27 protein-coding genes are annotated in these 25381 nt (G+C 69.1%); 14 read left to right on the forward strand and 13 right to left on the reverse strand.

Going from position 1 to position 25381, the window contains the following annotated elements; translation table 11 throughout:
* Positions 1-124 precede the first annotated feature (124 nt).
* Positions 125-1189 (forward strand): class II fructose-bisphosphate aldolase, encoded by a 1065-nt coding sequence (gene fba, locus AOZ53_RS16315; RefSeq protein ID WP_006390811.1) that lies wholly within the window; start codon positions 125-127, stop codon positions 1187-1189.
* Between the two features lie 88 nt (positions 1190-1277).
* Here the strand turns inward: fba and AOZ53_RS16320 are convergent, their stop codons facing one another.
* On the reverse strand, positions 1278-1733 hold the full coding sequence (locus AOZ53_RS16320) for a GFA family protein (RefSeq protein WP_054428489.1): 456 nt from the start codon (positions 1731-1733) through the stop codon (positions 1278-1280).
* 172 nt (positions 1734-1905) lie between these two features.
* On the opposite strand from AOZ53_RS16320, the gene AOZ53_RS16325 reads away from it, so the two are divergent.
* The 6 genes from AOZ53_RS16325 to AOZ53_RS16345 all read left to right on the forward strand — a co-directional run bounded on the left by AOZ53_RS16325 (position 1906) and on the right by AOZ53_RS16345 (position 6617).
* On the forward strand, positions 1906-2787 hold the full coding sequence (locus AOZ53_RS16325; protein WP_054428488.1) for a phosphoribosylaminoimidazolesuccinocarboxamide synthase: 882 nt from the start codon (positions 1906-1908) through the stop codon (positions 2785-2787).
* 246 nt (positions 2788-3033) lie between these two features.
* A complete protein-coding gene (locus AOZ53_RS34720; RefSeq protein WP_197286495.1) occupies positions 3034-3192 on the forward strand; it encodes a DUF5993 family protein in 159 nt (52 codons plus the stop codon).
* 10 nt (positions 3193-3202) lie between these two features.
* Entirely contained in the window at positions 3203-3775 is a 573-nt protein-coding gene (locus AOZ53_RS16330) for a disulfide bond formation protein B (protein ID WP_054476092.1), read from the forward strand.
* 73 nt (positions 3776-3848) lie between these two features.
* Positions 3849-4370 (forward strand): 5-(carboxyamino)imidazole ribonucleotide mutase, encoded by a 522-nt coding sequence (purE, locus tag AOZ53_RS16335; protein ID WP_054428486.1) that lies wholly within the window; start codon positions 3849-3851, stop codon positions 4368-4370.
* A gap of 5 nt (positions 4371-4375) precedes the next feature.
* Positions 4376-5566 carry a 5-(carboxyamino)imidazole ribonucleotide synthase gene (locus AOZ53_RS16340; protein ID WP_054428485.1) on the forward strand — a complete coding sequence of 397 codons (1191 nt, stop codon included), beginning with the start codon at positions 4376-4378 and terminating at the stop codon, positions 5564-5566.
* 4 nt (positions 5567-5570) lie between these two features.
* On the forward strand, positions 5571-6617 hold the full coding sequence (locus AOZ53_RS16345) for an L-threonylcarbamoyladenylate synthase (protein WP_054428484.1): 1047 nt from the start codon (positions 5571-5573) through the stop codon (positions 6615-6617).
* Positions 6618-6632: 15 nt separating this feature from the next.
* Here AOZ53_RS16345 and AOZ53_RS16350 read toward each other — a convergent pair whose 3' ends face one another.
* The 4 genes from AOZ53_RS16350 to AOZ53_RS16365 are packed head-to-tail and all read right to left on the reverse strand — an operon-like array spanning position 6633 to position 9853.
* Positions 6633-7460 carry an IclR family transcriptional regulator domain-containing protein gene (locus AOZ53_RS16350; protein ID WP_054428483.1) on the reverse strand — a complete coding sequence of 276 codons (828 nt, stop codon included), beginning with the start codon at positions 7458-7460 and terminating at the stop codon, positions 6633-6635.
* Entirely contained in the window at positions 7460-8101 is a 642-nt protein-coding gene (locus AOZ53_RS16355) for a 3-oxoacid CoA-transferase subunit B (protein ID WP_054488509.1), read from the reverse strand. Before AOZ53_RS16355 ends, AOZ53_RS16350 begins: the two co-directional genes overlap by 1 nt.
* A gap of 10 nt (positions 8102-8111) precedes the next feature.
* Positions 8112-8792, reverse strand: coding sequence for a 3-oxoacid CoA-transferase subunit A (locus AOZ53_RS16360; protein WP_054476100.1), 681 nt, complete (start codon positions 8790-8792; stop codon positions 8112-8114).
* Between the two features lie 44 nt (positions 8793-8836).
* The gene (locus tag AOZ53_RS16365) at positions 8837-9853 is read right to left on the reverse strand and encodes a Bug family tripartite tricarboxylate transporter substrate binding protein (RefSeq protein WP_054476102.1); all 1017 of its coding nucleotides are present in this window, start codon (positions 9851-9853) and stop codon (positions 8837-8839) included.
* Between the two features lie 355 nt (positions 9854-10208).
* Here AOZ53_RS16365 and AOZ53_RS16370 point away from each other — a divergent pair, with 355 nt between their 5' ends.
* The 7 genes from AOZ53_RS16370 (at position 10209) to AOZ53_RS16400 (ending at position 17568) form a co-directional block, all read left to right on the forward strand.
* The gene (locus AOZ53_RS16370; protein WP_054428479.1) at positions 10209-11231 is read left to right on the forward strand and encodes an amino acid ABC transporter substrate-binding protein; all 1023 of its coding nucleotides are present in this window, start codon (positions 10209-10211) and stop codon (positions 11229-11231) included.
* Positions 11232-11380: 149 nt separating this feature from the next.
* Entirely contained in the window at positions 11381-12241 is an 861-nt protein-coding gene (locus tag AOZ53_RS16375) for an IclR family transcriptional regulator (protein ID WP_054476104.1), read from the forward strand.
* A 348-nt stretch (positions 12242-12589) separates the two neighbouring features.
* A complete protein-coding gene (locus tag AOZ53_RS16380) occupies positions 12590-13498 on the forward strand; it encodes an arginase family protein (RefSeq protein ID WP_054429206.1) in 909 nt (302 codons plus the stop codon).
* Between the two features lie 41 nt (positions 13499-13539).
* Entirely contained in the window at positions 13540-14331 is a 792-nt protein-coding gene (locus tag AOZ53_RS16385) for an ABC transporter substrate-binding protein (RefSeq protein ID WP_054428477.1), read from the forward strand.
* 44 nt (positions 14332-14375) lie between these two features.
* Positions 14376-15068 (forward strand): amino acid ABC transporter permease, encoded by a 693-nt coding sequence (locus AOZ53_RS16390; protein ID WP_006390795.1) that lies wholly within the window; start codon positions 14376-14378, stop codon positions 15066-15068.
* Between the two features lie 4 nt (positions 15069-15072).
* Positions 15073-15825 (forward strand): amino acid ABC transporter ATP-binding protein, encoded by a 753-nt coding sequence (locus AOZ53_RS16395; protein ID WP_054476105.1) that lies wholly within the window; start codon positions 15073-15075, stop codon positions 15823-15825.
* A gap of 186 nt (positions 15826-16011) precedes the next feature.
* Positions 16012-17568, forward strand: coding sequence for an acetolactate synthase large subunit (locus AOZ53_RS16400; protein WP_054488546.1), 1557 nt, complete (start codon positions 16012-16014; stop codon positions 17566-17568).
* 39 nt (positions 17569-17607) lie between these two features.
* Here the strand turns inward: AOZ53_RS16400 and AOZ53_RS16405 are convergent, their stop codons facing one another.
* The 8 genes from AOZ53_RS16405 to AOZ53_RS16440 form a co-directional block, all read right to left on the reverse strand.
* Positions 17608-18318: an ABC transporter ATP-binding protein gene (locus AOZ53_RS16405; protein ID WP_054428475.1), complete on the reverse strand. Its 711-nt coding sequence runs from the start codon at positions 18316-18318 to the stop codon at positions 17608-17610.
* Positions 18306-19079, reverse strand: coding sequence for an ABC transporter ATP-binding protein (locus AOZ53_RS16410; RefSeq protein WP_054428474.1), 774 nt, complete (start codon positions 19077-19079; stop codon positions 18306-18308). The genes AOZ53_RS16405 and AOZ53_RS16410 overlap by 13 nt, the downstream gene beginning before the upstream one ends.
* Positions 19072-20130, reverse strand: a complete 1059-nt coding sequence (locus AOZ53_RS16415; RefSeq protein WP_054488511.1) for a branched-chain amino acid ABC transporter permease — start codon at positions 20128-20130, stop codon at positions 19072-19074. Before AOZ53_RS16415 ends, AOZ53_RS16410 begins: the two co-directional genes overlap by 8 nt.
* Positions 20131-20132: 2 nt before the next feature.
* Positions 20133-21014, reverse strand: coding sequence for a branched-chain amino acid ABC transporter permease (locus AOZ53_RS16420; RefSeq protein ID WP_054428472.1), 882 nt, complete (start codon positions 21012-21014; stop codon positions 20133-20135).
* A gap of 13 nt (positions 21015-21027) precedes the next feature.
* Positions 21028-22188, reverse strand: a complete 1161-nt coding sequence (locus tag AOZ53_RS16425) for an ABC transporter substrate-binding protein (protein ID WP_054488513.1) — start codon at positions 22186-22188, stop codon at positions 21028-21030.
* 19 nt (positions 22189-22207) lie between these two features.
* A complete protein-coding gene (locus AOZ53_RS16430; protein WP_054428470.1) occupies positions 22208-23053 on the reverse strand; it encodes an alpha/beta fold hydrolase in 846 nt (281 codons plus the stop codon).
* Positions 23050-24609 carry a benzoate-CoA ligase family protein gene (locus AOZ53_RS16435; RefSeq protein WP_054488515.1) on the reverse strand — a complete coding sequence of 520 codons (1560 nt, stop codon included), beginning with the start codon at positions 24607-24609 and terminating at the stop codon, positions 23050-23052. Before AOZ53_RS16435 ends, AOZ53_RS16430 begins: the two co-directional genes overlap by 4 nt.
* A gap of 169 nt (positions 24610-24778) precedes the next feature.
* Positions 24779-25249, reverse strand: a complete 471-nt coding sequence (locus AOZ53_RS16440) for a DUF4863 family protein (RefSeq protein ID WP_054428468.1) — start codon at positions 25247-25249, stop codon at positions 24779-24781.
* Between the last annotated feature and the right edge of the window lie 132 nt (positions 25250-25381).

Genomic DNA, 25381 nt, shown 5'->3' on the forward strand with positions numbered 1-25381 from the left:
GGCATCGGCTGAAGGGATAGGATACCGGCGGTTTCAAGACCTTTCTTCGAATCCCCCGTAAAATCCCACCATCCCGCTTGATTTCAACCATCTTTCAATCGACAGTACCTAAGGAGGACCACACATGGCCCTAGTCTCCATGCGCCAGTTGCTCGACCACGCCGCCGAGCACGGCTACGGCATTCCGGCATTCAACGTCAATAACCTGGAACAGGTCCAGGCCATCATGGAAGCCGCGGCGGAGACCGACAGCCCGGTGATCATGCAAGCCTCGGCCGGCGCCCGCAAGTACGCCGGCGAAGGCTTCCTGAAGCACCTGATCCAGGCCGCCGTGGAGTCCTACCCGCACATTCCCGTGGTCATGCACCAGGACCACGGCCAGTCGCCCAAGGTCTGCCAGGGCGCCATCGATCTGGGCTTCTCCAGCGTCATGATGGACGGCTCGCTGAAGGAAGACGGCAAGACCATCGCCGACTACGACTACAACGTCGACGTCACCAAGAAGGTGGTGGACGTGGCCCACAAGCTGGGCGTGACGGTCGAGGGCGAACTGGGCTGCCTGGGCTCGCTCGAAACCATGGAAGGCGACAAGGAAGACGGCCACGGCGCCGACGGCAAGCTGACCATGGACCAGCTGCTGACCGATCCGGAGCAGGCCGCCGACTTCGTGCGCCGCACCCAGCTGGACGCCCTGGCCATCGCCATCGGCACCAGCCACGGCGCCTACAAGTTCACGCGCAAGCCCACCGGCGACATCCTGTCGATCGCCCGCATCAAGGAAATCCACGCCCGCCTGCCCAACACCCACCTGGTGATGCACGGCAGCTCCAGCGTGCCGCAGGAACTGCTGGCCGAGATCCGTGAATTCGGCGGCAACATGAAGGAAACCTACGGCGTGCCGGTCGAGGAAATCCAGGAAGCCATCAAGTACGGCGTGCGCAAGATCAATATCGACACCGATATCCGTCTGGCCATGACCGGCGCCATCCGCCGCTTCTTCGCCGAGAACCCCGAGAAGTTCGACCCGCGCGAATACCTGAAGCCGGCCCGCGCCGCCGCCAAGGCGATCTGTGTGGCTCGCTACACGGAATTCGGCACCGCCGGCAACGCCAGCAAGATCAAGGCCCTGCCGCTGACCGAAATCGCCGCCCAGTACGCCGCCGGCAAGCTGGCCCAGGTGGTTCAGTAAGTGGCCGGCCGCCTCCCCCGGGAGGCGGGCAGCAAAAAAGGCGGGCCCTCGCGGGCCCGCCTTTTTTTTCGTGCGCGTCGCGCCCGGCTCAGGCGGGCGGGGCGTTGCGGGGGAAGTTCGGCACGGTCTTGTCGACGTGGTGCCAGGACGGCGCCGAGTCGGTCCACAGGCTGACGCGGGTGTGGAAGGCCTCGGGGTCGTCGAGCGAGCCGGCCCGCACCACCTCGTAGGCCATGCCTTCCGAGCCGCCGAACAGCGGCGTGCCACAGTCCGCACAGAAGCTGCGCATGACGGTGTGGCCTGAATCGCCCTGGTAGCGATGCTCGCGCGCCTTGCCGCGCAGCAGGGTGACCGAGCCGGCCGGCAGGATCAGCGCGTGGGCCGGCGCGCCGCCGCTGGAATACTGGCAATCGCGGCAATGACAGGTGGCCGCCATGATGGGTTCATCGGTCACCGCGTAGCGCACCGCGCCGCATTGGCAGCCACCGGTCAGGTGGACCTGCGCGTCGGCGTGGGGCGGGCGTTTCTGGGTTGCATCCTGCATACGACTGTGTCTCCTCCAGGTGAAAAGGGGGCGCCGTGACGCGATCCGCGGTCGGCGCATATATTGGAACGCGGCCAGACTAACCCGCCGTCCGCCGCCCGGCAAGACGGGGCTATTTGCAGTAACCTATGCGCTTTGCGCGACCCCCATTTTTGCCATAGGCCATTTTTCCGTGACTTCTGCTTTGCATCAATCCAGCATCAAGTCCTTGCCGCTGCTGGGCCGCGGTAAGGTCCGCGACATGTACGCGGTGGGCGACGACAAGTTGCTGATCGTCGCGTCGGACCGCATTTCGGCGTTCGACGTCATCCTCGACGATCCCATCCCCGGCAAGGGGCAGGTGCTGACCGAACTGACCGAGTTCTGGCTGCAGAAGCTGGCCCACATCCTGCCGAACCACTCCACCGGCATCAAGCCGGAAGACGTGGTGGCGCCCGATGAAGTCGACCAGGTGCGCGGCCGCGCCGTGGTGGTCAAGCGCCTCAAGCCGATCCTGGTGGAAGCGGTGGCCCGCGGCTACCTGATCGGTTCCGGCTGGAAGGACTACCAGGCCACCGGCGCCGTGTGCGGCATCAAGCTGCCCGCCGGCCTGCAGCAGGCCAGCCAGTTGCCCGAGCCGATCTTCACGCCGGCCGCCAAGGCCGAGTTCGGCATGCACGACGAAAACGTCGACTTCGCCCACGTGGTCAAGGAAGTCGGCCAGGAAATGGCCGAGCGCATCCGCGACGTCACGCTCAAGCTGTACGCCGAGGCCGCCAGGTTCGCCGCCACCAAGGGCATCATCATCGCCGACACCAAGTTCGAGTTCGGCCTGGACGACGACGGCACGCTGTACCTGATGGACGAAGTGCTGACGCCGGATTCGTCGCGCTTCTGGCCGGCCGACGGCTACCGCGTCGGCATCAGCCCGCCCTCGTTCGACAAGCAGTTCGTGCGCGACTGGCTCGAGACCCAGACCTGGGACAAGACCCCGCCCGCCCCGCGCCTGCCGCAGGACGTGCTGGAAAAGACCGCCGCGAAGTACCGCGAAGCGCTGGATCGCCTGATCGCCTGATCCGCGCCCGCCTCGAAAAAGCCGCCCGTCCGCCGGGCGGTTTTTTTTGTCCACGAGGCGCCGCCGATCAGGGAAATCCCTGCTTTTCGGTAAGAATTATTGCTTATTGTTACGTTATACTCGCCGGCAACCTGCACCCGGAAGCCGGCGCGCCCGCGCGGCTTCCCCTCTGCCAACTTGCCGGACGACGCGGCCCGCAGCCGCCGCCAGGGCGCCATGCCCGCCGGATGTAGAAAGGAGCTGCGCATGATCATGATGTTGCCTTTCCTGACCGGCCTGATCGCCGTGTGGTTCGGCCTGCTGGGCAAGCGCCGACCCTGCGTCGCCTTCTGGCTGATCACCCTGGGGGTGTTCGCCGCGTGGTGCCAGTTCCACATGACCAGTCCGCTGGCGCTGTCGCTCTAGGTCCGCCGCCATGATCTTTTCCCGCAATCCGGCGCGCGGTTCGCGCCTGCTCAACGGCCTGGCCCTGCTGGCCGTGACGGCCATTCTGGTCATGGCCTTCGCCTGGCAATTCGCCTATGACGAAGTGCCGTGCCCGCTGTGCCTGCTGCAACGGGTGGCCTTCATGCTGGCCGGGGTGGGGCTGCTGCTGAACCTGCGGCTGGGGCCGTCGCCCATGCACTACGCCATGACCATCGCCGCCGCGCTGGGCGGCATGGTGGCGTCGGGCCGGCAGATCCTGCTGCACATCGCTCCCGGCGATCCCGGCTACGGCACGCCGTTCCTCGGCCTGCACTTCTATACCTGGGCCTTCATCGCCTTCTGCGGCCTGATCGTGTTCTGCGTGATCATGCTGTCGGCCGACCGCAAGTGGGGCGACAACATGCTCAAGCGGCCGGTGCCGGCGCTGGGCATGCTGGTCATGGCCCTGTTTTTCATCACGGTCCTGGCCAACCTGGGCAGCACCACGCTGCAATGCGGTTTCGGGCCCTGCCCGGACAATCCCACGGGCTATCTCTGGCTGGGATCCGGCGCCACGCCATAGGCTGCCGCCGGCGCCGGGTAAAATACCGGGTTTCGCGGCCTGGCCGCAGCCTTTCAACGACTCGACACCGGTTATGACAGCCAAGACTTCCGCAGCGGCAGACGCCACCCCCGTGGTGGGCGTGATTATGGGTTCTTCCAGCGATTGGGAGGTCATGAAGCACGCGGTCACCATGCTGGAAGACTTCGGCGTGCCGCACGAGGCGCGCGTGATCTCCGCGCACCGCATGCCGCAGGACATGGCCGAATACGGCGCCGCCGCGTTTGATCGCGGCCTGCGCGGCATCATCGCCGGCGCCGGCGGCGCGGCCCACCTGCCGGGCATGATGGCGGCCCTGACCGAAGTGCCGGTGTTCGGCGTGCCGGTGCCGTCCAAGTACCTGCGCGGCGAGGATTCGCTGCTGTCCATCGTGCAGATGCCCAAGGGCGTGCCGGTCGCCACCTTCGCCATCGGCGAGGCCGGCGCCGCCAACGCCGCGCTGCACCTGATCGCCACGCTGGCGGGCACCGACGCCGGCCTGCACAAGAAGCTGGTGGCATTCCGCGCGCGCCAGACGCAGGCCGCGCGCGACATGAAGGTTCCGCCCGAGGCTTGATCCGTATGACGCAATCGACTGCTTTCACCATTGCCCCCGGCGGCTGGCTCGGCCTGTTGGGCGGCGGCCAGCTGGGCCGCATGTTCTGCCACGCGGCGCAAAGCCTGGGCTACAAGGTCGCGGTGCTGGACCCGGCCGCCGAATGCCCGGCGGGCATGGTGGCGGACCTGCACATCCAGGCCGCCTATGACGACGAAGACGGCCTCGCGCGCCTGGCGCAGACCTGTCAGGCCGTCACCACCGAATTCGAGAACGTGCCGGCCGACAGCCTGCGCGCGCTGGCGGCGCGCTGTCGCGTCAGCCCGGCCGCCGACGCGGTCGCCATCGTGCAGGACCGCATCGCCGAGAAGGCCTTCATCGCCAGCCAGGGCATCCCGGTCGCGCCGCACGCCGCCATCCGCAGCGAAGCCGACCTGCGCGCCGCGCCCGACAGCCTGTTCCCCGGCATCCTCAAGGTCGCGCGCCTGGGTTACGACGGCAAGGGCCAGGCCCGCATCGACACGCGCGAGGCCGCGCTGGCCGCGTTCGCCGAGTTCGGCGGCGTGGCCTGCGTGCTGGAAGCGCTGATGCCGCTGGACTACGAAATTTCGGTCGTGATCGCGCGCGGTTTCGACGGCGCCAGCGTGGTGTTCCCGGTGGCGCGCAACGTCCACCGCGACGGCATCCTGGCCGTGTCGACGGCGGCGCCGGTCAAGCTCGACGCCGCCCATGCCGAACGCCAGGCGCAGGCCACCGCGGCCGCGCAGGCCATCGCGCAGGGCCTGGGCTACCACGGCGTGCTGTGCGTGGAATTCTTCGTGCTCAAGGACGGCAGCCTGATCGTCAACGAGATCGCGCCGCGTCCGCACAACAGCGGCCACTACACCATGGACGCCTGCCTCACCAGCCAGTTCGAGCAGCAGGCGCGCGCCATGGCCGGCCTGCCGCTGGGCGGCACCGACCTGCTGGCGCCGGCCGTGATGCTGAACATCCTGGGCGACATCTGGTATCCGTCGGCCACCGGCGACGCGCAGCGCGAGCCCGACTGGGCCGCCGCGCTGGCGGTGCCCACGGCCAAGCTGCACCTGTACGGCAAGCGCGAGGCGCGCCGCGGCCGCAAGATGGGCCACGTCACCATCGTCGCGCCGACGCTGCAACAGGCCCAGGCCGACGCGGCGCGCGTGGCCGCCGCGCTGGGCATGCAGGCGCCCGAGTAACGCCATGTCTGCTCCGTTCGACTCCGCCAGCGCCGCGGACATCGCCGACGCCGCCCGGCGCCTGCTGGCCGGCGAGCTGGCCGCGTTCCCGACCGAGACCGTCTACGGCCTGGGCGCGGACGCCGAGAACCCGCGGGCGGTGGGCAAGATCTACGCCGCCAAGGGCCGGCCGTCGAACCATCCGGTGATCGTGCACATCGCGCCGCAGGGCGACCTGTCGTACTGGGCGGCCGACGTGCCGCCCGAGGCGCGCCTGCTGATCGACGCCTTCTGGCCCGGTCCGCTGACGCTGATCCTCAAGCGCGCGCCGCACATCGCCGACACCGTCAGCGGCGGCCAGGACAGCATCGGCATCCGCTGCCCCTCGCATCCGGTGGCGCAGGCGCTGCTGGCGGCGTTCGCGGCCGGCAAGCCGAACGGGCAGGGCGGCGTGGCCGCGCCGTCGGCCAACAAGTTCGGCCAGGTCTCGCCGACCCGCGCCGACCACGTCCGCAGCGAATTCCCCGACGAGGTCGCGGCCGGCATGCCGGTGCTGGAGGGCGGCGCCTCCGAGGTCGGCATCGAATCCACCATCCTGGACCTGTCGCGGCTGGACCGCGGCGCCGGCCCGGTGCTGCTGCGCCCCGGCCATATCAGCGCCGCGCAGATCGAGGCGGTGCTGGGCGTGCAAGTGTTCGCGCCCGACGCCGCCGCGCCGCGCGCCTCGGGCACGCTCAAGGCGCACTATGCGCCGCGCACCGCGCTGGAGCTGGCGTCCGATGCGCGCCTGCAAGCCGCGCTGCAAGGCCGCGGCCTGCCCCCGGGCAAGGTCGTGGTGGTGGCGTACACGCCGCCGCCGGCGGCCGTCGATGCGCGCATCCAGTGGCAACAGGTGCCGGCCGATCCGGCGCGTTACGCCCAGGCGCTGTACGCCTTGCTGCGTGATCTGGACGGCCAGGGCTTCGCGCGCATCATCGTGCAGGCGCCGCCGGCCGATGACGCGTGGCACGCGGTCAACGACCGCATCGGCCGCGCCGCCGCCGCGTTCACGCTCGACACCACCGACCTGTAAGGCGGGGGCGGCCGCTCAGGCCGCCAGGAATTCCCCGATCCTGGCCACCGCCTGGCGCATCGGCGCCAGGAATTCCCCCGTCAATCGTTCCAGCGGCACCCGCGCCGCCTTGACGCTGACGTTGACGGCGCCGCAGGCCTTGCCGCTGGCCGAGCGCACCGGCACCGAGATGGCGCGCACATTCAATTCCAGTTCCTGGTCGACCACCGCGTAGTCCTGCTCGCGGATGCGCGCCAGCTCGGCCCGCAGCCGCGCTTCGGTGGTCAGCGTGAATTCGGTGTACGGCTGCAAGTCGATGGCGGCGAAGTAGCGCGCCAGGGCCGGCTCGGACAACTGCGCCAGCAGCACCCGGCCGATCGAGGTGCAATAGGCCGGCAGCCTGCTGCCCAGTCCCATCGAGGTGGCCAGCAGGCGGTTCACTTCCGAGCGCGCCAGGTACAGCATCTCGTGCCCTTCCATGATGGCCAGCGCGCAGGTCTCGTTGACGGTGGCGCTCAGTTCCTCCAGCACCGGCTGCGCCAGCGACACGAATGGCGTGGACGAGAAGTACGCGTAGCCCAGCCCCAGGATGCGCGGCGTCAGGATGTACTGGCGGCCGTGCTGTTCGGCGATGCCCAGCAGGATCAGCGTGTGCAGGCAGCGCTGCACCACCGCGCGCGGCAGGCCGGCGCGGCGCGCCAGCTCGGCCGCGGTCTGCGGATGGCGGCGGGTGCCGAAGGCGCGGATCACGTGCAGGCCGCGCGCCAGCGTCAGCATGTAGTCCGGATCGCCGCGCAACTGGTCGGGATGGTCTTCGGGGGCGAGGGGCGCGGCGTAGCCGGGCGGGGGAAGGTTGGGCAGCATCAGCCTGCGCGCAGCGGGGCGCCGGTGCGCGCCTGCAGCGCGGTCAGTGTCATGCCGTCGATCATATCGCGGACCCGCAGACCGTCGGGCGTGACGTCGATCACGGCCAGGTCGGTGTAGATGCGGTCGACCACGCCGGCGCCGGTCAGCGGATAGGTGCAGCGTTCGACGATCTTGGGCGAGCCGTCCTTGCTGTTGTGTTCCATCAGGATGTAGACGCGGCGCGCGCCCACCGCCAGGTCCATGGCGCCGCCCACGGCGGGCGCCTCGCCCGGCCTGGCGAGCGACCAGTTGGCCAGGTCGCCGTTGGCCGCGACCTGCATGCCGCCCATGACGCAGATGTCCAGGTGGCCGCCGCGCATCATGGCGAAGGAGTCGGCGTGATGGAAATAGGCGCCGCCGTCCAGCAGCGTCACCGGTTGCTTGCCGGCGTTGATCAGGTCCAGGTCGATCCCGTCTTCGGCGGGCGGCGGGCCCATGCCGAGGATGCCGTTTTCGCTGTGCAGCACGATCTCGCGGCCGGCCGGCAGTTGCGCGGCCACCAGCACCGGCATGCCGATGCCCAGGTTGACGTAGCTGCCGTCGGGAATGTCCTGCGCCAGGCGTCGCGCCATGGCCTCGCGGTTCAGGGGAGTGGGCATGGGGATTCCTTCAGCTGGAGAACGCGGCGTGGGCCACCCGGGTGACGCGCTGCACGAAGATGCCGGGCGTGACGACGGCCTCGGGCGACAGCTCGCCCAGCGCCACGCTGGCGCGCACTTGCACGATGGCGGTCTTGGCGGCCATGCACATGATGGGGCCGAAGTTGCGCGCGCTCTTGCGGTAGGTGAGGTTGCCCCAGCGGTCCGCCAGGTCGGCCTTGACCAGCGCGAAGTCGCCGTGCAACGGGGTTTCGAAGACATGGCCGCGGCCGTCGATGATGCGGGTCTCCTTGCCGGTGGCCAGTTCGGTGCCGTAGGCCGTGGGGGTGAAGAAGCCGCCCAGGCCGGCGCCGGCGGCGCGCAGCCGTTCGGCGATGGTGCCCTGCGGCACGCATTCCAGTTCGATGGCGCCGCGCCGGTACAGGTCGTCGAAGACCCACGAATGCGATGCCTTGGGAAACGAGCAGATCACCTTGCGCACGCGGCCGGCCTTGATCAGCGCGGCCAGGCCGGTCTCGTGGTTGCCGGCGTTGTTGCTGACCACGGTGAGTTCGCGCGCGCCCTGCTCGATCAGGGCGTGCAGCAGTTCGGTGGGCATGCCGGCGCCGCCGAAGCCGCTGACCAGCACGGTGGCGCCGTCATGGATGTCGGCCACGGCGGCCGCGGGAGTGTCGAGGAACTTGTCGATCATCGTCTTGGTTTCCAGTGGGGCGCCGGGCGGGCGCCCCGTGTTGCTCAATCCACCGAGATGCGGGCCTGCCTGATGATCTCGGCGTAGCGCGCCGAGTCCTGCCGCATCAGCTCGGCGAACTCGGCGGTCGGGCCGCTGGCCGGCAGGAAGCCGGCATCCAGGAATTTCTGGCGCACGTCCGGCTCCCGCACGATCTCGCTGATCTCGCGCGCCATGCGTTCGATGATCGGCTTGGGCGTGTTGGCCGGCGCCATCAGGCCGGCCCACGAGCCGGTGACGAAGCCCGGCATGCCGGCTTCCTCCATGGTGGGTATCGACGGCTCGGTCGGCCAGCGCTGCCGGCCGGTGAAGCCCAGCGCCTTCAGGCGGTTCTGCTTGACGTACTGCATCGGCACCAGGATCGGGTCGAACACCATCGACACGCGGCCGCCCAGCAGGTCGGTCAGGATCGGCGCGCTGCCCTTGTAGGCCACGTGCGTCATGGTGATCTTGTTGCGCAGCGCGAAATCGGCGCCGGTCAGGTGGGCGCTGGAGCCGTTGCCGCTGGACGCGTAGGTGAGCTTGTCCGGATGCTTGCGGGCGTATTCCACCAGCTCGGCCACGCTGTTGACGGGCAGGTCCTGCGACACGAACAGGAACAGTGGCAGGTCGGCCATCTGCGCCACCGGCGTCAGGTCCTCGGGCTTGTAGGCCAGCTTGTAGAGATGGAAGTTGATGATGTAGGCGGGCAGGATCGACAGGAAGGTGTAGCCGTCGGGATCGGCCTTGGCGGCCACCGACGCGCCCACGCTGCTGTTGGCGCCGGGGCGGTTCTCGACAATGATGGTCTGCTTCAGGCGCGGGCCGAGCTTTTCCATCACGATGCGGGTGACGATGTCGGTGGAGCCGCCGGGCGTGTAGGGCACGATGACCTTGATCGGCTTGCTGGGCCAGTCGTCCGCGTGGACGGGGCCGGCCGCCAGGCCGATGGCGGCCACGGCGGTGCAGAGCAGGGTCTTGAGGGCGTTGCGGCGATGTCTTGCCGCGCGGTGGCTGGGCTGCGGTTTCCTTGCAAGTGCCATGGATTTGTCTCCTCCATGAATCGGCCGAATGCCGACGCGCGCCCCGGGTTTTTTGTAGTGGCGCGGCCGGTTTTCCTGAGGGATGGTGATCGCGTTTCCTGGCGGTCAGGACGCGAAAAAAGTATGGCACGCAGGGTCCGGCCAACCGCCGCGCGGACCCCGCGATAAAGTTCGATCACCGGACTTCGCGTGCATCTCCCAAACGGTTTGCTACTCGGGTTTCCACTAGGCCGGTGTGCGTTGTTCACGCCGTGGACATCGCGTAATCTGGCGGCCGGCCCGCAAAGCATGGGCTCGGTTTCAGCCGCAGCGGGCCTACAGGCCGGCGCGGGCATCTAATTCAGGAGAAGCAATAATGAAGCGGTTGATTTCGTTTGCTGCCGGCGCGCTCGCCCTGGCATGTGCATCCCAGGCAGCGGTGGCCGGCCCCACGCTGGATGCGGTCAAGAAGAAGGGTTACGTGCAGTGCGGCCTGACCGACGGCGTTTCGGGCTTCTCGGCCACCAACAGCAAGGGCGAATGGGAAGGCATGGACGTGGACATCTGCCGCGCCGTCGCCGCCGCCGTGTTCGGCGACCCGACCAAATTCAAGGGCACCGCGCTGTCGACCCAGCAACGCTTCACCGCGCTGCAATCGGGCGAAGTCGACGTGCTGCTGCGCACCGTCACGCTGACGCAGACCCGCGACACCTCGCTGGGCCTGTCGGCCGTGGCCGCCAGCTTCTATGACGGCCAGGGCATCCTGGTGAACAAGAAGCTGGGCGTGAAAAGCGCCAAGGAACTGAACGGCGCCACCGTCTGCGTGCAGCCGGGCACCACCACCGAACTGAACCTGGCCGACTGGTTCCGCGCCAACAACATCGAATTCAAGCCGGTCGTGATCGACAAGGTCACCGAAGTCGTGCGCGCCTTCGAGTCGGGCCGTTGCGATGCCTTCACCGACGACGCCTCGCAGCTGGCCGCCGTGCGCGCCACGCAGGTCGCCAAGCCGGACGACTACGAGATCCTGCCGGAACGCTTCTCCAAGGAGCCGCTCGGCCCCATGGTGCGCCAGGGCGACGAGAACTGGCTGGGCATCGTCCGCTGGACGCTGTTCGCGCTGCTGGAGGCCGAGGAATACGGCATCACGCAGAAGAACGTGGACGAGATGCTCAAGAGCAACAACCCCAACGTGGCGCGCATTCTGGGCGTGACGCCGGGCGCCGGCAAGAACATGGGCCTGGACGAGAAGTGGGCCTACAACGCCATCAAGGCCGTGGGCAACTACAGCGAAGTGTTCGAGCGCAACGTCGGCAAGGACAGCAAGCTGGGCCTGCAACGCGGCACCAACGCGCTGTGGAGCAAGGGCGGCGCGATGTACCCGTGGCCGATCCGCTGAACGCGGTGAGGTGACCCTGGACGGCCCGCCTCGCGCGGGCCGTTTTGTTTGATGGGCGGCCTCGGGGGCGGGCGGCGGGATCGTTATGCGATATGGCTGCACCGTTATGCGGTACGCTATGCGCTTTTCCACCGGACGCATCCCGCGCCATGACGCAGACCCGACCCGAGGATTCCCCCTTGTTCATCGCCGCGCTGGCGCGCGGCGTTTCCGTGCTGCGGGCCTTCAGCGAAGGGCGGCCGGCGATGACGCTGCCGGAGCTGGCCGAGGCCACCGGCCTGAGCAAGAGTTCGGTGCAGCGCTTCACGCATACGCTGTGGACGCTGGGCTACCTGCGCAAGGACCCGGCCAGCAAGAAGTTCTCGCTGGGCCCGTGGTCGCTGGAGCTGGGCATGAAGTACGTGCAGACCAGCGCGCTGGTGCTGGGCGGCAATCCGTTCCTGCACGCGCTCAACCGCAACTGCCAGGAAACCTGCAGCCTGGCCGAGCCCGACGGGCTGGACATGGTCTACGTGGCGCGCTTCGCCACCCACAAGGAAATGTTCGTCAACATGCCGGTCGGCATGCGGCTGCCGCTGTATTGCACGGCGGCGGGGCGCGCGGTGCTGGCGCGGCTGGATCCGCAGGTGGCGCGCGGGCTGCTGGAACGCTGTGAGCGCAAGGCGTATACCGCGGCCACGATCACCGACCTGGACGCGCTGCTGGCCGAACTGGAATTCGCGCGCCGCCATGGCTACGCGCGTTCCAACGGCGAGTTCTATCCGGGCGACATCACCGTCAGCGCGGCGGTGCTGGATGCGGGCGGCACGCCGCAGGGCGCCGTCAATGTCTCGGTGCCGTCGAGCCGCTGGTCGTTCGAGCAGGCGCAGGCCGTGTTCGGGCCGCAGGTGGTGGAGACGGCGCACGCCATCAGCGCGTCGCGCACGCTGGGGCGCTCGCATCCGTTCTACGAACTCGAACCGCCGGGGGGCGCCTTGCGCGCCGCGCCGCTGGACGACGACGAGGCCTGATCGCGGTGGCGTTCCGTCACGGGCGCGGCCTTGGGGCATTGTCCCCGCGGGCGCGAACCGAGGGGGCTGATTCGAAGCGCTGATTCAGGGCGTTGGCGATGCACCAGCCGGGTGCGCCGTTGCGCCAATTTCATACTGTTTTGATCGGATATTAATTTTCCAATCAGGGGGAACACCCTAATTGGCGAGGCATTGGCGCGCGCGTTAATCTATTTTTGACACGATCGTATCGTATAGCGATTTGATCGAATCTAAAATTTCGGTCCGCCACTCGTTTGCGGGCCGTCGCCAAGGAGCCGCGCTGTGCCGTCGTCCGCCGAAGTCCGCTTTCATCCCGTGTCGGGATTCATGGGCCTGCCGCCGGCGCGCGCCGCCGGAACCGGCGCCGCGCGCGCCTGCGTCGTGGGCATCCCGTTCGACTGCGGCACGCATCCGTTCCGGGTCGGTTCGCGCCAGGGGCCGGACGCGATCCGCGAACAGTCGCGGCTGTTGCGGCCGGTGGACATCTTCCGCCGCCATGGCATCGACAATCCGCCCGAGTTCCTGCGCGTGATCGACGTCGGCAACGTGGCATGCCATCCCGGCGATCCGGACGCGTCGTACCCGCTGATTGAGGCCGGCATCGGCGCCATCCTCGACGCCGGCGCGATCCCGATCTCGATGGGCGGCGACGGCGCCGTGACGCTGCCGCAATTGCGCGCCGTGGCGCAACGCCACCCGGACTTCGTGGTGCTGCATTTCGACTCGCACACCGACACCTATCCGATCCCTGGCTACAACACCGCCACCACCTTCACCCGCGCCGCCGAGGAAGGCCTGCTGGACGTGCGGCGCAGCTTCCACGTGGGCACGCGCGGCAGTTCGTTCATGCCGGGCGTCATCGAGTTCGGCCGCGAGGTCGGCTACACCATCATGCCCTTCGACGAGTTCGACGAGGACCAGAAGGGCGCGCTCGACGCCATCAAGCAACAGATCGGCGAGCGGCCGGTGTACCTGTGCTTCGACATGGACATCTTCGACCCGTCCTGCGCGCCCGGCGTCTGCACGCCGGAGTGGGGCGGCCTGTCGCCCAAGGAAGGGCTGGCCCTGCTGCGCCAGCTGGCCGGGCTCAATTTCGTGGCCTTCGACGTCAATACCGTTTCGCCGCCGCAGGACGTGCAGGGCGCCACGGCGTTCCTGGCCGCCACCGTCATGCAGGAATTCTGCGCGTTGGCGGCGGTGGCGGTACGGCAGTACCCGCAAGGACGTCCGGACTGAACCGGCGCATTGCGGCATCCATTTCATACAAGGGGAATTGCATGAAACTCAAATCCATCCTGCTCGGCCTGGCTTCGGCCGCGCTGCTGGCCCAGGCCGGCGCCAGCATGGCGCGCACGCTCGACGAGGTGCGCGCCGACAAGACCTTGAACGTGGTCACCACCGCGTCGGCGCCGCCGCACGGCTTCAAGAACCCGCAGTCGAACCGGCTCGAAGGCATCATGGTGGACGTGGCCGCCGCGGTCGCCAAGCACCTGGGCGCGAGCGACAAGCTGGCCGACGTGCCGTTCTCGGGCCTGATTCCGACGCTGACCTCGGGCCGCGCCGATCTGATGTCGGCGCCGCTGTTCATCACCGAGGAGCGGGCCCGCGCCATCGACTTTTCGGCGCCCGTGTACGAATGGGGCGAGGGCATCGTGGTCAGCGACAAGGCCACCCGCCGCTACGCCAAGTTCGAGGACATGCAGGGCCAGAAGGTCGGCGTGCTGGTGGACTCGGTGCAGTTCAACATGATCAAGGACATGCCCGGCACCAAGGTCTCGACCTACCAGGACTATTCCACGCTGCTGGCCGACGTGCGCGCCGGCCGCGTCGACCTGGGCATCGTCGATCCGCCCAGCATCATCTACCAGATCAAGACCAAGAACATCCCGGGCGTGAAGCTGGACACCGGCTACCAGCCGCAGCGCAAGTGGCAGGTGGGCATGGCGGTGCAGAAGGGCAACACGGCGCTGCTGGAGGCCGTCAACGCCGCGCTGGCCGAGATGAAGCGCAACGGCGAACTCGCCGCCATCGGGCAGAAGTGGGGCGTGTCCGACCTGCTCAGCAAGTAGGGCCGCCGCCGCACGGATAAGCAGCACGAGTTAAGGAGCAAGAATTGGATTTCGCTACGTTGCGCATGTACCTGAGTCCCCTGGCCGAGGGCACGCTCTGGACCCTGGCGCTGTTCTTCTGTTCGGCTTTCCTGGCGGTGGCGCTGGGCCTGGTGGTGTGCCTGTGCCGCCTGTCGCGGCGGCCGGCGCTGAGCCGCGCCGCGCGCGTCTACATCGACATCATCCGCGGCACGCCGCTGCTGCTGCAGCTGTTCTACATCTACTACGGCCTGCCGGAGCTAGGCGTGGTGATCAACGGCTTCGTGGCCGGCGTGCTGGGGCTGACGCTGAATTTCGGCGCCTACCTGGCCGAGCTGTTCCGCAGCGGCATCCAGTCGGTGGATGCCGGCCAGTACGAGGCGGCGCGCGCGCTGGGGTTGCGGCGCACGCAGCGGCTGCAGCGCATCGTGCTGCCGCAGGCGCTGCGCACCATCTTCCCGGCGCTGGGCAACTACGCGCTGGTGCTGGTCAAGGAGACCTCGCTGGTGGCGGTGATCAGTGTCTACGAACTGATGCGCGCCGGCGAAATGCTGGCGGGCGCGACCTTCCAGGCGCTGACGGTCTACACCATGGTGGGCGTCATCTATTTTGCGCTGTGCAGCGTGCTGGCCTATCTGTTCCGGCGCTCGGAAAAGCGCCTGACCGTGCCGGGCTACTGGAGCGGCGCCGGCGACAACCATGACATTTCCAAGGCCTGACGCGATGGACGGATTGAACTACGCGGCGCCGATCATCACGATGCGGGGCGTCTCCAAATGGTATGGCGATTTCAAGGTGCTGGACGGGCTGGACCTGGAGGTCCGCCCCGGTGAAAAGCTGATCCTGTGCGGCCCGTCCGGCTCGGGCAAGTCCACCACCATCCGCCTGCTGAATCGGCTGGAAGAGCACCAGCAGGGCACCATCGTGGTCGACGGCATCGAGCTGAACGACGACGTCGGCAACATCGAGCGCATCCGCGCCGAGGTGGGCATGGTGTTCCAGCACTTCAACCTGTTCCCGCACCTGACGGTGCTGGAAAACTGCACGCTGGCGCCGATGCTGGTCAAGGGCGTGGCGCCGGCGGAGGCGGAAAGCCGGGCCATGCAGTACCTGGAGCGCGTCAAGATCCCGCAGCACGCCGCCAAGTATCCGGGCCAGTTGTCCGGCGGCCAGAAGCAGCGCGTGGCGATCGCCCGCGCGCTGTGCATGCAGCCGAAGATCATGCTGTTCGATGAGCCGACCTCGGCGCTCGATCCGGAGATGGTCAAGGAGGTGCTGGACACCATGGTGGCGCTGGCGCGCGAGGGCATGACCATGGTCTGCGTGACCCACGAGATGGGCTTCGCGCGGGAGGTGGGCGACCGGGTGGTGTTCATGGACCAGGGCGCGATCGTCGAGACCGACACGCCGGACAATTTCTTCCGGGCGCCGCGTTCGGAGCGGGCGCAGGCATTTCTGGGACAGATCCTGGCGTAGGCGCGGCCTTCTCCTGGCGGCACCGCCTTGGGGGCGGCCTGAATTCCGGTTGCCGGAACCTGGGGAATGGTTCCATGCCGACCCGCGCAAATGGCTCTACCCGGTTTGCGCTACGCTACCTATCATGCCTATCGGGCCGGCAAGCAGCCGCCGGCCCGAGCCAACACCTACAACCAGGGAAACACGATGAACGGCGCTGATAGTCTTTGCGATACCCTTCTGGCCAATGATGTGGACGTCTGCTTTGCCAACCCGGGCACGTCCGAGATGCACTTCGTCGCGGCGCTGGATCGCAAACCGAAGATGCGCTGCGTGCTGGGCCTGTTCGAAGGCGTGGTGACGGGCGCCGCCGATGGCTACGCGCGCATGGCCGACAAGCCGGCGGCGACGTTGCTGCACCTGGGGCCGGGCCTGGGCAACGGCCTGGCCAACCTGCACAACGCCAAGCGCGCGCGCACGCCGATGGTCAACATCGTCGGCGACCACGCCACCTACCACGTGCAGTACGACGCCCCGCTCACCAGCGACGTCGAAGGCGTGGCGCGGCCCATGTCGCACTGGGTCAAGCGCGGCATGTCGGCCGAATCGATGTCGGCTGACGCCGCCGAGGCCATCACCGTGGCGCGCCGCCATCCGGGCAACATCGCCACCCTGATCCTGCCGGCCAACTCCGCCTGGACCGAACTGCCGGCGGACACCGCGGTGGTCAAGGTGGTCGACGAAGCCGTGCCGCACACCACCATCGAGGCGGTGCGCGCCGCCGCCAAGGCGATCCGTTCCGGCGAAACCACCACGCTGCTGCTGGGCAGCACCGCGCTGCGCGAACGCGCCCTCAAGGCCGCCGGCCGCATCGCCCGCGCCACCGGCGTGCGGCTGCTGTCCGAAACTTCCAACCGCCGCATCGAGCGCGGCGGCGACCGCACGCCGGTGGACCGGCTGCCGTACCCGATCGACCTGGCCGTGGCCAAGCTCAAGGACGTGCGCCACCTGGTGCTGGTCGGCGCCAAGGCGCCGGTGGGCTTTTTCGCCTATCCCGGCAAGCCCAGCCTGCTGGCGCCCGAGGATTGCGAGAAGATCGTGCTGGCCACCGTCGAGCAGGACCTGGCGCACGCGCTGGAGTGGCTGGCCGACGAACTCGGCATCGCCGCCGACGCGCCGCGCCTGGCGGCGCCCGCGCCGGCCTACGAGGTGCCGGCCAGCGGCAAGCTGACCGGCGCCGCCGTCAACATCCTGGTGGCGCACCACCTGCCCGAGAACGCCATCGTCTGCGACGAGTCGATCACCCAGGGCCGCGAATTCCCGATCTACAGCGCCAGCAGCGCGCCGCACGACTGGCTGATGCTGACCGGCGGCGCCATCGGCATCGGCCTGCCGATGGCGGCCGGCGCGGCGGTGGCCTGCCCGGACCGCAAGGTCATCACCCTGCAGGCGGACGGCAGCGGCATGTACACCTTGCAGGCGCTGTGGACGCAGGCGCGCGAGAACCTGGACTGCCTGACGGTGATCCTGGCCAACCGTTCCTATGCCACGCTGCACGGCGAAATGAAGAACGTGGGCGTGCAGGAGCCGGGCCGCAACGCGCGCCGCATGCTCGACCTGGAAGAACCGTATCTGGACTGGACGCACCTGGCGCGCGGCATGGGCGTGGAGGCGGTCAGCGTCGATACCGTGGAAGGCTTCGCCCGCGCCTTGCAGGACGGCCTGAAGCGCCGCGGCCCGTTCCTGATCGAAGCGCTGATCTGACGCGCCCGCCCCGCGCCGCGAGCAGGCGGCGCGGGGCAATCAGACGCCCAGGTAGCGCGTCAGCTGTTCGGGCGCGGCGGCCAGCGCCGCGCTGTCGCCGTCCTGCACGATCAATCCCTTTTCCATCACCAGGCAGCGGTCGGTGTGCGCCAGCACCGCGCGGTAGTTGCGGTCGACGATCAGCGTCGACATGCCGGTGGCGCGGATCTGCCGGATGATCCTCCAGATCTCGGCCACGATCAGCGGCGCCAGGCCTTCGGTGGCTTCATCCAGGATCAGCAGGTCGGGGTTGGTCATCAATGCCCGGCCGATCGCCAGCATCTGCTGCTCGCCGCCCGACAACTGCTGGCCGCCATGGCCCAGCCGTTCCGTCAGGCGTGGAAAGGTCTCCAGTACCCGCGCATAGGTCCAGTCGCGCCGTCCCTGTTCGCCGGCGCGCGCCGCCACCAGCAGGTTCTCGCGCACGCTCAGGTTGGGGAAGATGCCGCGGCCCTCGGGCACGTAGGCCACGCCCATCTGCGCGATGGCGTGCGGCCGGGCGCGGGTGCAGTCGGCGCCGCGCACCGCTACGCGGCCCTGGGCGCTGCGCACCTGGCCGACCAGGCTGCGGATCAGCGTGGTCTTGCCCATGCCGTTGCGGCCCACCAGTCCCACGGACTCGCCGGCTCCGATGCGCAGGCCGACGCCGCGCAGCACGTGGCTGGCGCCGTAGTACACGTGCAGGCCGTCGGCTTCGATCAGTGCGCGCATGGGTGTGCTCCGTCCAGGTCCTCGCCCAGGTAGGCGGTGCGAACCTCGGCATTGGCGCGGATCCGCGCCGGGTCGCCGCTGGCGATGCTGCTGCCGTTGACCATCACCGTGATGGTGTCGGCGATGCGGAACACCGCGTCCATGTCGTGCTCCACCAGCAGGATGGCGTGGTTGGCCTTGAGCGTCTGCAGCAGCGCCAGGATGCGGTCGGTTTCCTCCGGGCCCATGCCCGCCAGCGGCTCGTCCAGCAGCAGCACCCGCGGTTCGCCGGCCAGGCACATGGCGATCTCGAGCTGGCGCTTGCGGCCATGCGGCAGCAGGCCCGCCGGCCGCCCGGCGTCGGCCGCCAGGCCGGTGCGTTCCAGCGCCTGCGCGGCCAGGTCGGCGCTGACCGCGCAGGCCGAGGCCGGCCGCCACCAGTGCCAGAAGCGCTGGCGCCGCGCCTGAGCGGCCAGCCGGCAGTTCTCGAACACGCTTAGTTCCGGGAACAGGGTCGAGCGCTGGTAGCTGCGGCCCAGGCCGGCGCGGGCGCGCTCGGGCTGGCCCCAGGCGGTGATGTCGCGCCCGCCCAGCGACACCTGGCCGCTGCTGGGCGCCAGTTCGCCGGACAGGATGTTGATGAGGGTCGACTTGCCCGCGCCGTTGGTGCCGATGACGGCATGCACTTCACCGCGTTGCAATGCCAGCGACACGCCGTTGACGGCGGTCAGGCCGCCGAAGCGCCGGGTGACCGCGTCGGCGGTCAGCAGGGGATCAGGCATGGGGCTCTCCTTGGATCGGCAGAGGCAGCGGTTTGGCGGCAGGCGATGCGGCCGGCGCGGCCGGCGTGTTCGGGGCGTGGCGGGCGTGGCGGGCGTGGCGCCGGCGCCATTGCGCCGGCAGGCCGGCCAGCCCGTCGGGCAGCAGCGCCACCAGCGCGATGATGGCCAGGCCCAGCGGCAGGTGCCAGTGGCGCGCGTAGTCGCCGAACAGCGCCTGCGACTGGAACAGTTCCTGCAGCAGCACCAGCGTCGCCGTGCCCAGCACCGCGCCGCCCAGGCTGCCCATGCCGCCCAGGATCACCATCAGCAGCACCAGCCCTGATTGTTCCCAGGCCAGCAGCTCGGGCGTGACGAAGCCGTCCTTGAGCGCGAACAGGAAGCCGGCCAGCCCCGCCAGCGCGGCGCCGATCACATACGCCGCCAGCTTGTACGGATAGGTCGAATAGCCGGCCGCCCGCATGCGCTGTTCGTTGATGCGGATGCCGGCCAGCGCCGCGCCGAAGGGCGAGCGCCGCAGCAGGGCCAGGAAGCCCCAGGTCAGCGCCAGGCAGGCCAGCACGAAGAAGTAGTAGGCGTTGCCCTGGTCCAGGTCGAACGGCAGCCAGCCGCCGATCTCGGCCCGCGGCCGGAAATACAGGTAGATGCCGTCGCTGCCGCCGCCGACCTTGGTGTCGTGGAACACGTAGTACGCCATCTGCGCGAAGGCCAGCGTCACCATGATGAAGTACACGCCGCGCGTGCGCAGCGCCAGCGCGCCGGTCAGCGCGGCGTAGGCGGCCGCGGCCAGCAGCGCCGCCGGCAGCAGCCACCACAGGCTGGCCGCTTCCGATGACGGCGACAGCAGCGCGGCGGCATAGGCGCCGATGCCGAAGAACGCCGCGTGCCCCAGGCTGACCAGCCCCGCGCCGCCCACCAGCAACTGCAGGCTGAGCGCGAACACCGCATAGATCATGATCTTCACGGCCAGGCCGGTGTAGTAGTCGCTGCCGCTCCAGGCGAAGGCGGCCAGCGCCAGCAGGGTCGCGACAGGCAGGAGTCGATTCACATTCATGGTCAGCCCTGTTTGAACAGCCCTTCGGGCTTGCACAGCAGAATCGCGGCCATCAGCACGTACACCAGCACGCCCGCGGCGGCGGGGAACAGCACCTGGCCGAAGGTCTCGACCACGCCCACCAGCATTGCCGCCAGGAACGCGCCGCGGATCGAACCGATGCCGCCGATCACCACCACCACGAAGCAGATGATGAGCACGCCGTTGCCCATGCCCGGATACACCGACGACACCGGCGCGGCGATGCTGCCGGCCAGCGCCGCCAGCGCCACGCCGGCGGCGAACACCAGCCGGTACAGCTTGTTGACGTCGATGCCCAGCGATCCGGTCATCTCGCGGTTGCTGGCGCCGGCGCGCAGCATCATGCCGAGCCGCGTGCGCGCGATGACCCAGTACAGCAGCAGCGCCACCGCGATGCCCACCGCCGAGATGAACAGCCGGTACACCGGATAGGTCATCACGTCGCCCAGCGCGATGCTGCCCTGCAGCCAGGACGGCAGCGGCACGCCGTGGACGTCGTTGCCGACCAGGATGCTGCGCAGCTCCTCGAACACCAGGATCAGGCCGTAGGTCATCAGCACCTGCTGCAGGTGGTTGCGGCGGTACAGGTAGCTGAAGAACGCCGCCTCCAGCAGATAGCCGAGCGCGGCCGCGGCCAGCACGCACACCGCCAGGGTGGCGACGAAGCCGCCGCCGAGCCAGCGGTCCACCACCGGCCCCAGCGCGAACGCCATGTAGGCGCCGATCATGTAGAAGCTGCCGTGCGCCAGGTTGATGATCCCCATGATGCCGAAGATCAGCGTGAGCCCGCTGGCCACCAGGAACAGCAACAGGCCGTACTGGAAGGCGTTCAGGCTCTGGATGAGCAGGATGCCGACGTCCATGGGGCCGCCGTTCCTAGAGCTTGCAGCCGCGGGCGGGGTCGGCCAGCTTGCGCACGGCCACGTCCACCACCTTGTTTTCCAGGCCGTCGACGCGGCGCAGGTAGATGTCCTGCACCGGGTTGCCGGCCTTGGACAGCGTGAACGCGCCGCGCGGGCTGTCGACCGTGGCGCCGCGCATGGCCTCGCGGAACTCCGCCTTCTTGCCGAAGTCGCCCTTGACCGCCGTCAGCCCCGACTGCATCAGCTGCGCGGCGTCGTAGCCCTGCACCGCGTAGACGTCGGGTTGCATGTTGTAGGCCTTGCTGTAGTCGGCGCGGAAGGCGTTGTCGCGCGGCGTGTTCAGGCCGTCCGCATAGTGCAGCGTGGTCAGCAGCCCCTGCGCCGACGCGCCCTGCGCCTGCAGCGTGCCGTCGGTGAGAAAGCCCGAGCCGTACAGCGGGATGGTCTTGTCCAGTCCCGCGGCGTGATAGTCCTGCACGAATTTCACCGCGCCGCCGCCGGCGAAGAAGGTGAACACCATGTCGGGCTTGAGCGCGGCGATCTCGGTCAGCAGCGACTGGAATTCGACGTTGGGGAAGGGCAGGCTCAGCTCCTTGACCACCTTGCCGCCGGCCTGCTCGAAGCCTTCCTTGAAGCCGCCGATGGCCTCGTCGCCGGCCGCGTACTTCCAGGTGATGGTGACCGCCGTCTTGTGGCCGCGCGCCTTGGCCACCGGGCCCATGGCGTAGGCCGGCTGCCAGTTGGTGAACGAGGTGCGGAAGATGCCGGGGCCGCACAGCGGGCCGGTGATGGCGTTGGCGCCGGCGTTCGTCACGATCAGGGTGGTGTCGGCATCCTTGGCGGCCTTGGCCAGCGCCATCGCCACGCCCGAATGCACGGTGCCGATCAGCACGTCGACCTGGTCGCGCTTGATCAGGCGGTTGGCATTCTCGGCGGCCTTGGACGGGTTGGACTCATCGTCCACCTTGAAGTATTCGATCTCGCGTCCGCCGAGCTTGCCGCCCTGTTCGGCCACGTACAGCTTGAAGCCGTTCTCGATGGCGGTGCCGAGCGCGGCGAAGGTGCCGCTGTAGGGCAGCATGAAACCGACTTTGAGCTTGTCGGCGGCCAGGGCGCCGCTTGCGGCCAGCATCAGCGCCGCGCCTAGCGCGGCCCGGGTCAGGGCGTGGGTCATGGTGGTGTCTCCGTGCTTGTCATGGGCTGCCGGTGGGGCGGCCGGGTTGGTCCAGCGCGCCGACGAAGCCGGCGATGGCCTGGATAACGGTGGCGGGCTGGTCCTTGTGCGGCGAGTGGCGGCAGTCGGGAATCTCCAGCAGCCGTGTCTGCGGCGCGGCGCGGCGGATGCCGCGTATCTGTTCGAGCGTGCCGTACTCGTCGTCCACGCCCTGCATCGCCAGGACCGGGCAGCGGATGCGGGGCAGGTGCGCCTCGATGTTCCAGCGGCGGAAGGCCGGGTCCAGCCAGACGTCGTTCCAGCCGCGGAAGGCCGAATCGACGTCATCGTGATGGCGCGCCAGCCGCGCGCGCAGGTCCGTGTCCCGGTAAGCCTGGCGCGCCTGTTCGATATGCGCCACGGTGCGGTCCTCGACGAAGATGTGCGGCGCGGCCGCCACCACGCCCGCCACCGCGCCGGGATGCAGGGCGGCGTAGAGCAGCGCAATGGAGCCGCCATCGCTGTGGCCGAACAGGACGGGCCGATCGCGGCTGGCGTCGATGCCGAGCGCGGCGAGCAGCGCGGGCAGCGCGTCGGCCGCCTCGCGGTGCATGAAGTCGACCGGGCGCCTTTCACCGGCGGCCAGCGGCGTGGAGCGGCCATAGCCGTAGCGCGAATAGACCAGCCCGCGACAGCCGGCGGCGGCGCAGGCCTGCCGCGGCCAGTCCTTCCACATCGACACGGACCCCAGCCCTTCGTGCAGGAACACCAGCAGCGGCGCGTCCGGGCGCGCCGCCGCGATCCACTGGTATTCCAGGCGCAGGTCGCGGCCCGCCGCGCGCACGTGGACCAGCGCAGCGGGCTCGGGAGCGGGCACGGCGCTCATGGCGTGACCTGTTCCAGCTGGCGCAGGCGGAAGCGCTGGATCTTGCCGGTGGCGGTCTTGGGCAGCTCGTCGGTGAAGTCGATCTGGCGCGGATACTTGAAGGGCGCCAGGTGCTGCTTCACATAGCGTTGCAGATCGGCGCCGGTGCTCGCGTCCGGCGCGTAGCCGGGCCGCAGCACCACGTAGGCCTTGGTCTTGACCAGCCCGTCATGGTCCGGCACGCCGATCACGGCGGCTTCCAGCACCGCCTCGTGCTGCACCAGCACGTTCTCGACCTCGACCGGCGACACGTACTGGCCGCTGACCTTGATCATGTCGTCGCTGCGGCCGGCATAGGTGTAGTAGCCGTCGGCATCGCAGATGTACTTGTCGCCGCTCTTGAGCCAGTCGCCCAGGAAGCACTGGCGCGTCTTGTCGCGGTTGTTCCAGTACATCAGCGCGGCGCTGGGACCCTTGATGTAGAGGTCGCCGATGGCGCCGGCGGCCACCGGCGCGCCGTTGTCGTCGCGCAATTGCACCTCGTAGCCGGGCACCGGCTTGCCGGTGGTGCCGTAGCGCAGCTGGCCGGCGCGGTTCGAGATGAAGATGTGCAGCATCTCGGTCGAGCCGATGCCGTCCAGGATGTCACAGCCGAAATGGCGCTGGAAGCGCTCGCCGATGTCGCGCGGCAGGGCTTCGCCGGCCGAGGTGCAGACGCGCATCGCCACCTGCTCGCGCGATGGCAGGTCGGGCGCGGCCAGCATGCTGGCGTACAGCGTCGGCACGCCGTAGAACACGGTCGGACGGTGCCGCACCAGGCGCTGGAACACGGCCTGTGGCGTGGGCCGCTCGGCCATCAGCACGACGGTGGCGCCGACCGACAGCGGAAAGGTCAGGCCGTTGCCCAGCCCGTAGGCGAAGAACAGCTTGGCGGCTGAGAACGCCACGTCGTCTTCGCGGATGCCCAGCACCGGCTTGGCATACAGCTCGGCGGTGTGCCACAGGTTGCCATGGGTGTGGACCACGCCCTTGGGCTTGCCGGTGGAGCCCGACGAGTACAGCCAGAAGGCGATCTCATCGGACAGCGTGCGCGCGGCCGGCGCCAGCGGGGCGGCGGCCAGCAGCGCGTCGAGCGGGTGCGCGCCGGCGGGCAGCGCCGCCGCGGGACGTGACACCACCAGGTGCTCGACCTCGCCGGGCGCCTGCGCCAGCGCGGCCTGCAGCGTCGGCAGCAGGTTCTCGGAGACGAAGGCGGCCCGCACGCGGCTGTGGCTGAGGATGTAGGCGTAGTCGCCCGGCGTCAGCAGGGTGTTCACGGCGACCGGCACCACGCCCGCATGCAGCGCGCCCAGGAACACCACTGGCCAGTCGGCCGTGTCCTGCATCAGCAGCAGGATGCGCTCCTCGCGCCGCAGCCCCAGCTGGCGCAGCGCGCCCGCCATGCGCGCCACGCGCTCGGCCAGGTCGCCGTAGGTGAGCTGGCGGGTGTCGTCGATGTAGGCCAGCTTGGCGGCGCGCGGCGCGTTCAAGGCGGCCAGGTGGCTGGCGAAGTTCAGTTCGGCGGGGCAGGCATTCACGGTTGTCTCCTGGTGTCCTGGCGGGCGGGGCAGCCTGTCCGGCGGTCCGCAAGCATCTGGCGGCTTGTCGTGACCGGGAACAGGGCATGGGGCGCGGGTCAGCCCGCGCCGGCAGCCGGCCGGCCACGCGGGGCGCGGCCGGGGCGCTGTGGGGAAGCGGGGCGCGGATTCATGCGCGGGTGAACTCGATGGCGCCGCCGGGCAGCAGGTACAGCACCAGCGCGCGGCCCTGCGTCACGGTGGGGCGGTGGGCGCTGCCGGGGCCATAGACCAGCCAGCCGGCGCCGTGGCCGTCGAAGCGCGCCGCGTCGGTCAGCGGCATGATCATGTCGATCTCGCCGTTGGGATGGGCGTGGTGCGGGCCGGCCAGGTCGTCCATGTCGACCACGTCGACCGAACAGCCGCCCAGGTCCTCGGCCGGCTTGATGACGCGGCCGTAGCGGATGCCGCCGCCTTCGCGGTTGCACATCCAGCCGTCGGCCACGCCCTGCCTACAGGTGGCGAAGATGTCGGCGTACAGCGCGCTGTCGGGGCCGGCCTCCTGGTTCAGGCGCTGTTGCAGGGCGCCGTCCAGCGGCTGACCGGCCATCAGGCCCGTCACCTGGCGCATCAGGGCGTGGAATCGTTCTGGCGTGCTCACCGGTCTCCTCCTATACACTGTCGGCGCTTCAGCGGCGGATGCAGTCCAGTGCTGTTTTGCCGCACCTGACGCCCTGTTGAAGCTGTTGAAGGAAAAATAGTGCTTCCATTGATGTGGGTCAAGCACTATAGT

Source organism: Achromobacter sp. 2789STDY5608621 (genome assembly GCF_001299375.1).
GTDB lineage: Bacteria > Pseudomonadota > Gammaproteobacteria > Burkholderiales > Burkholderiaceae_B > Achromobacter > Achromobacter insuavis.

Bases quoted from the DNA above. Each gene is read 5' to 3' on its own strand.
- purE (WP_054428486.1), top strand. From the start codon at position 3,849: ATGACAGCCAAGACTTCCGCAGCGGCAGACGCCACCCCCGTGGTGGGC.
- AOZ53_RS16400 (WP_054488546.1), top strand. From the start codon at position 16,012: ATGAACGGCGCTGATAGTCTTTGCGATACCCTTCTGGCCAATGATGTG.
- AOZ53_RS16350 (WP_054428483.1), bottom strand. From the start codon at position 7,460: ATGCTGCCCAACCTTCCCCCGCCCGGCTACGCCGCGCCCCTCGCCCCC.
- AOZ53_RS16380 (WP_054429206.1), top strand. From the start codon at position 12,590: ATGGGCCTGCCGCCGGCGCGCGCCGCCGGAACCGGCGCCGCGCGCGCC.
- AOZ53_RS16320 (WP_054428489.1), bottom strand. From the start codon at position 1,733: ATGCAGGATGCAACCCAGAAACGCCCGCCCCACGCCGACGCGCAGGTC.
- AOZ53_RS16430 (WP_054428470.1), bottom strand. From the start codon at position 23,053: ATGAGCGCCGTGCCCGCTCCCGAGCCCGCTGCGCTGGTCCACGTGCGC.
- AOZ53_RS34720 (WP_197286495.1), top strand. From the start codon at position 3,034: ATGATCATGATGTTGCCTTTCCTGACCGGCCTGATCGCCGTGTGGTTC.
- AOZ53_RS16420 (WP_054428472.1), bottom strand. From the start codon at position 21,014: ATGGACGTCGGCATCCTGCTCATCCAGAGCCTGAACGCCTTCCAGTAC.
- AOZ53_RS16385 (WP_054428477.1), top strand. From the start codon at position 13,540: ATGAAACTCAAATCCATCCTGCTCGGCCTGGCTTCGGCCGCGCTGCTG.
- AOZ53_RS16425 (WP_054488513.1), bottom strand. From the start codon at position 22,188: ATGACCCACGCCCTGACCCGGGCCGCGCTAGGCGCGGCGCTGATGCTG.
- AOZ53_RS16330 (WP_054476092.1), top strand. From the start codon at position 3,203: ATGATCTTTTCCCGCAATCCGGCGCGCGGTTCGCGCCTGCTCAACGGC.
- AOZ53_RS16370 (WP_054428479.1), top strand. From the start codon at position 10,209: ATGAAGCGGTTGATTTCGTTTGCTGCCGGCGCGCTCGCCCTGGCATGT.
- fba (WP_006390811.1), top strand. From the start codon at position 125: ATGGCCCTAGTCTCCATGCGCCAGTTGCTCGACCACGCCGCCGAGCAC.
- AOZ53_RS16395 (WP_054476105.1), top strand. From the start codon at position 15,073: ATGGACGGATTGAACTACGCGGCGCCGATCATCACGATGCGGGGCGTC.
- AOZ53_RS16405 (WP_054428475.1), bottom strand. From the start codon at position 18,318: ATGCGCGCACTGATCGAAGCCGACGGCCTGCACGTGTACTACGGCGCC.
- AOZ53_RS16340 (WP_054428485.1), top strand. From the start codon at position 4,376: ATGACGCAATCGACTGCTTTCACCATTGCCCCCGGCGGCTGGCTCGGC.
- AOZ53_RS16410 (WP_054428474.1), bottom strand. From the start codon at position 19,079: ATGCCTGATCCCCTGCTGACCGCCGACGCGGTCACCCGGCGCTTCGGC.
- AOZ53_RS16375 (WP_054476104.1), top strand. From the start codon at position 11,381: ATGACGCAGACCCGACCCGAGGATTCCCCCTTGTTCATCGCCGCGCTG.
- AOZ53_RS16355 (WP_054488509.1), bottom strand. From the start codon at position 8,101: ATGCCCACTCCCCTGAACCGCGAGGCCATGGCGCGACGCCTGGCGCAG.
- AOZ53_RS16345 (WP_054428484.1), top strand. From the start codon at position 5,571: ATGTCTGCTCCGTTCGACTCCGCCAGCGCCGCGGACATCGCCGACGCC.
- AOZ53_RS16365 (WP_054476102.1), bottom strand. From the start codon at position 9,853: ATGGCACTTGCAAGGAAACCGCAGCCCAGCCACCGCGCGGCAAGACAT.
- AOZ53_RS16415 (WP_054488511.1), bottom strand. From the start codon at position 20,130: ATGAATGTGAATCGACTCCTGCCTGTCGCGACCCTGCTGGCGCTGGCC.
- AOZ53_RS16360 (WP_054476100.1), bottom strand. From the start codon at position 8,792: ATGATCGACAAGTTCCTCGACACTCCCGCGGCCGCCGTGGCCGACATC.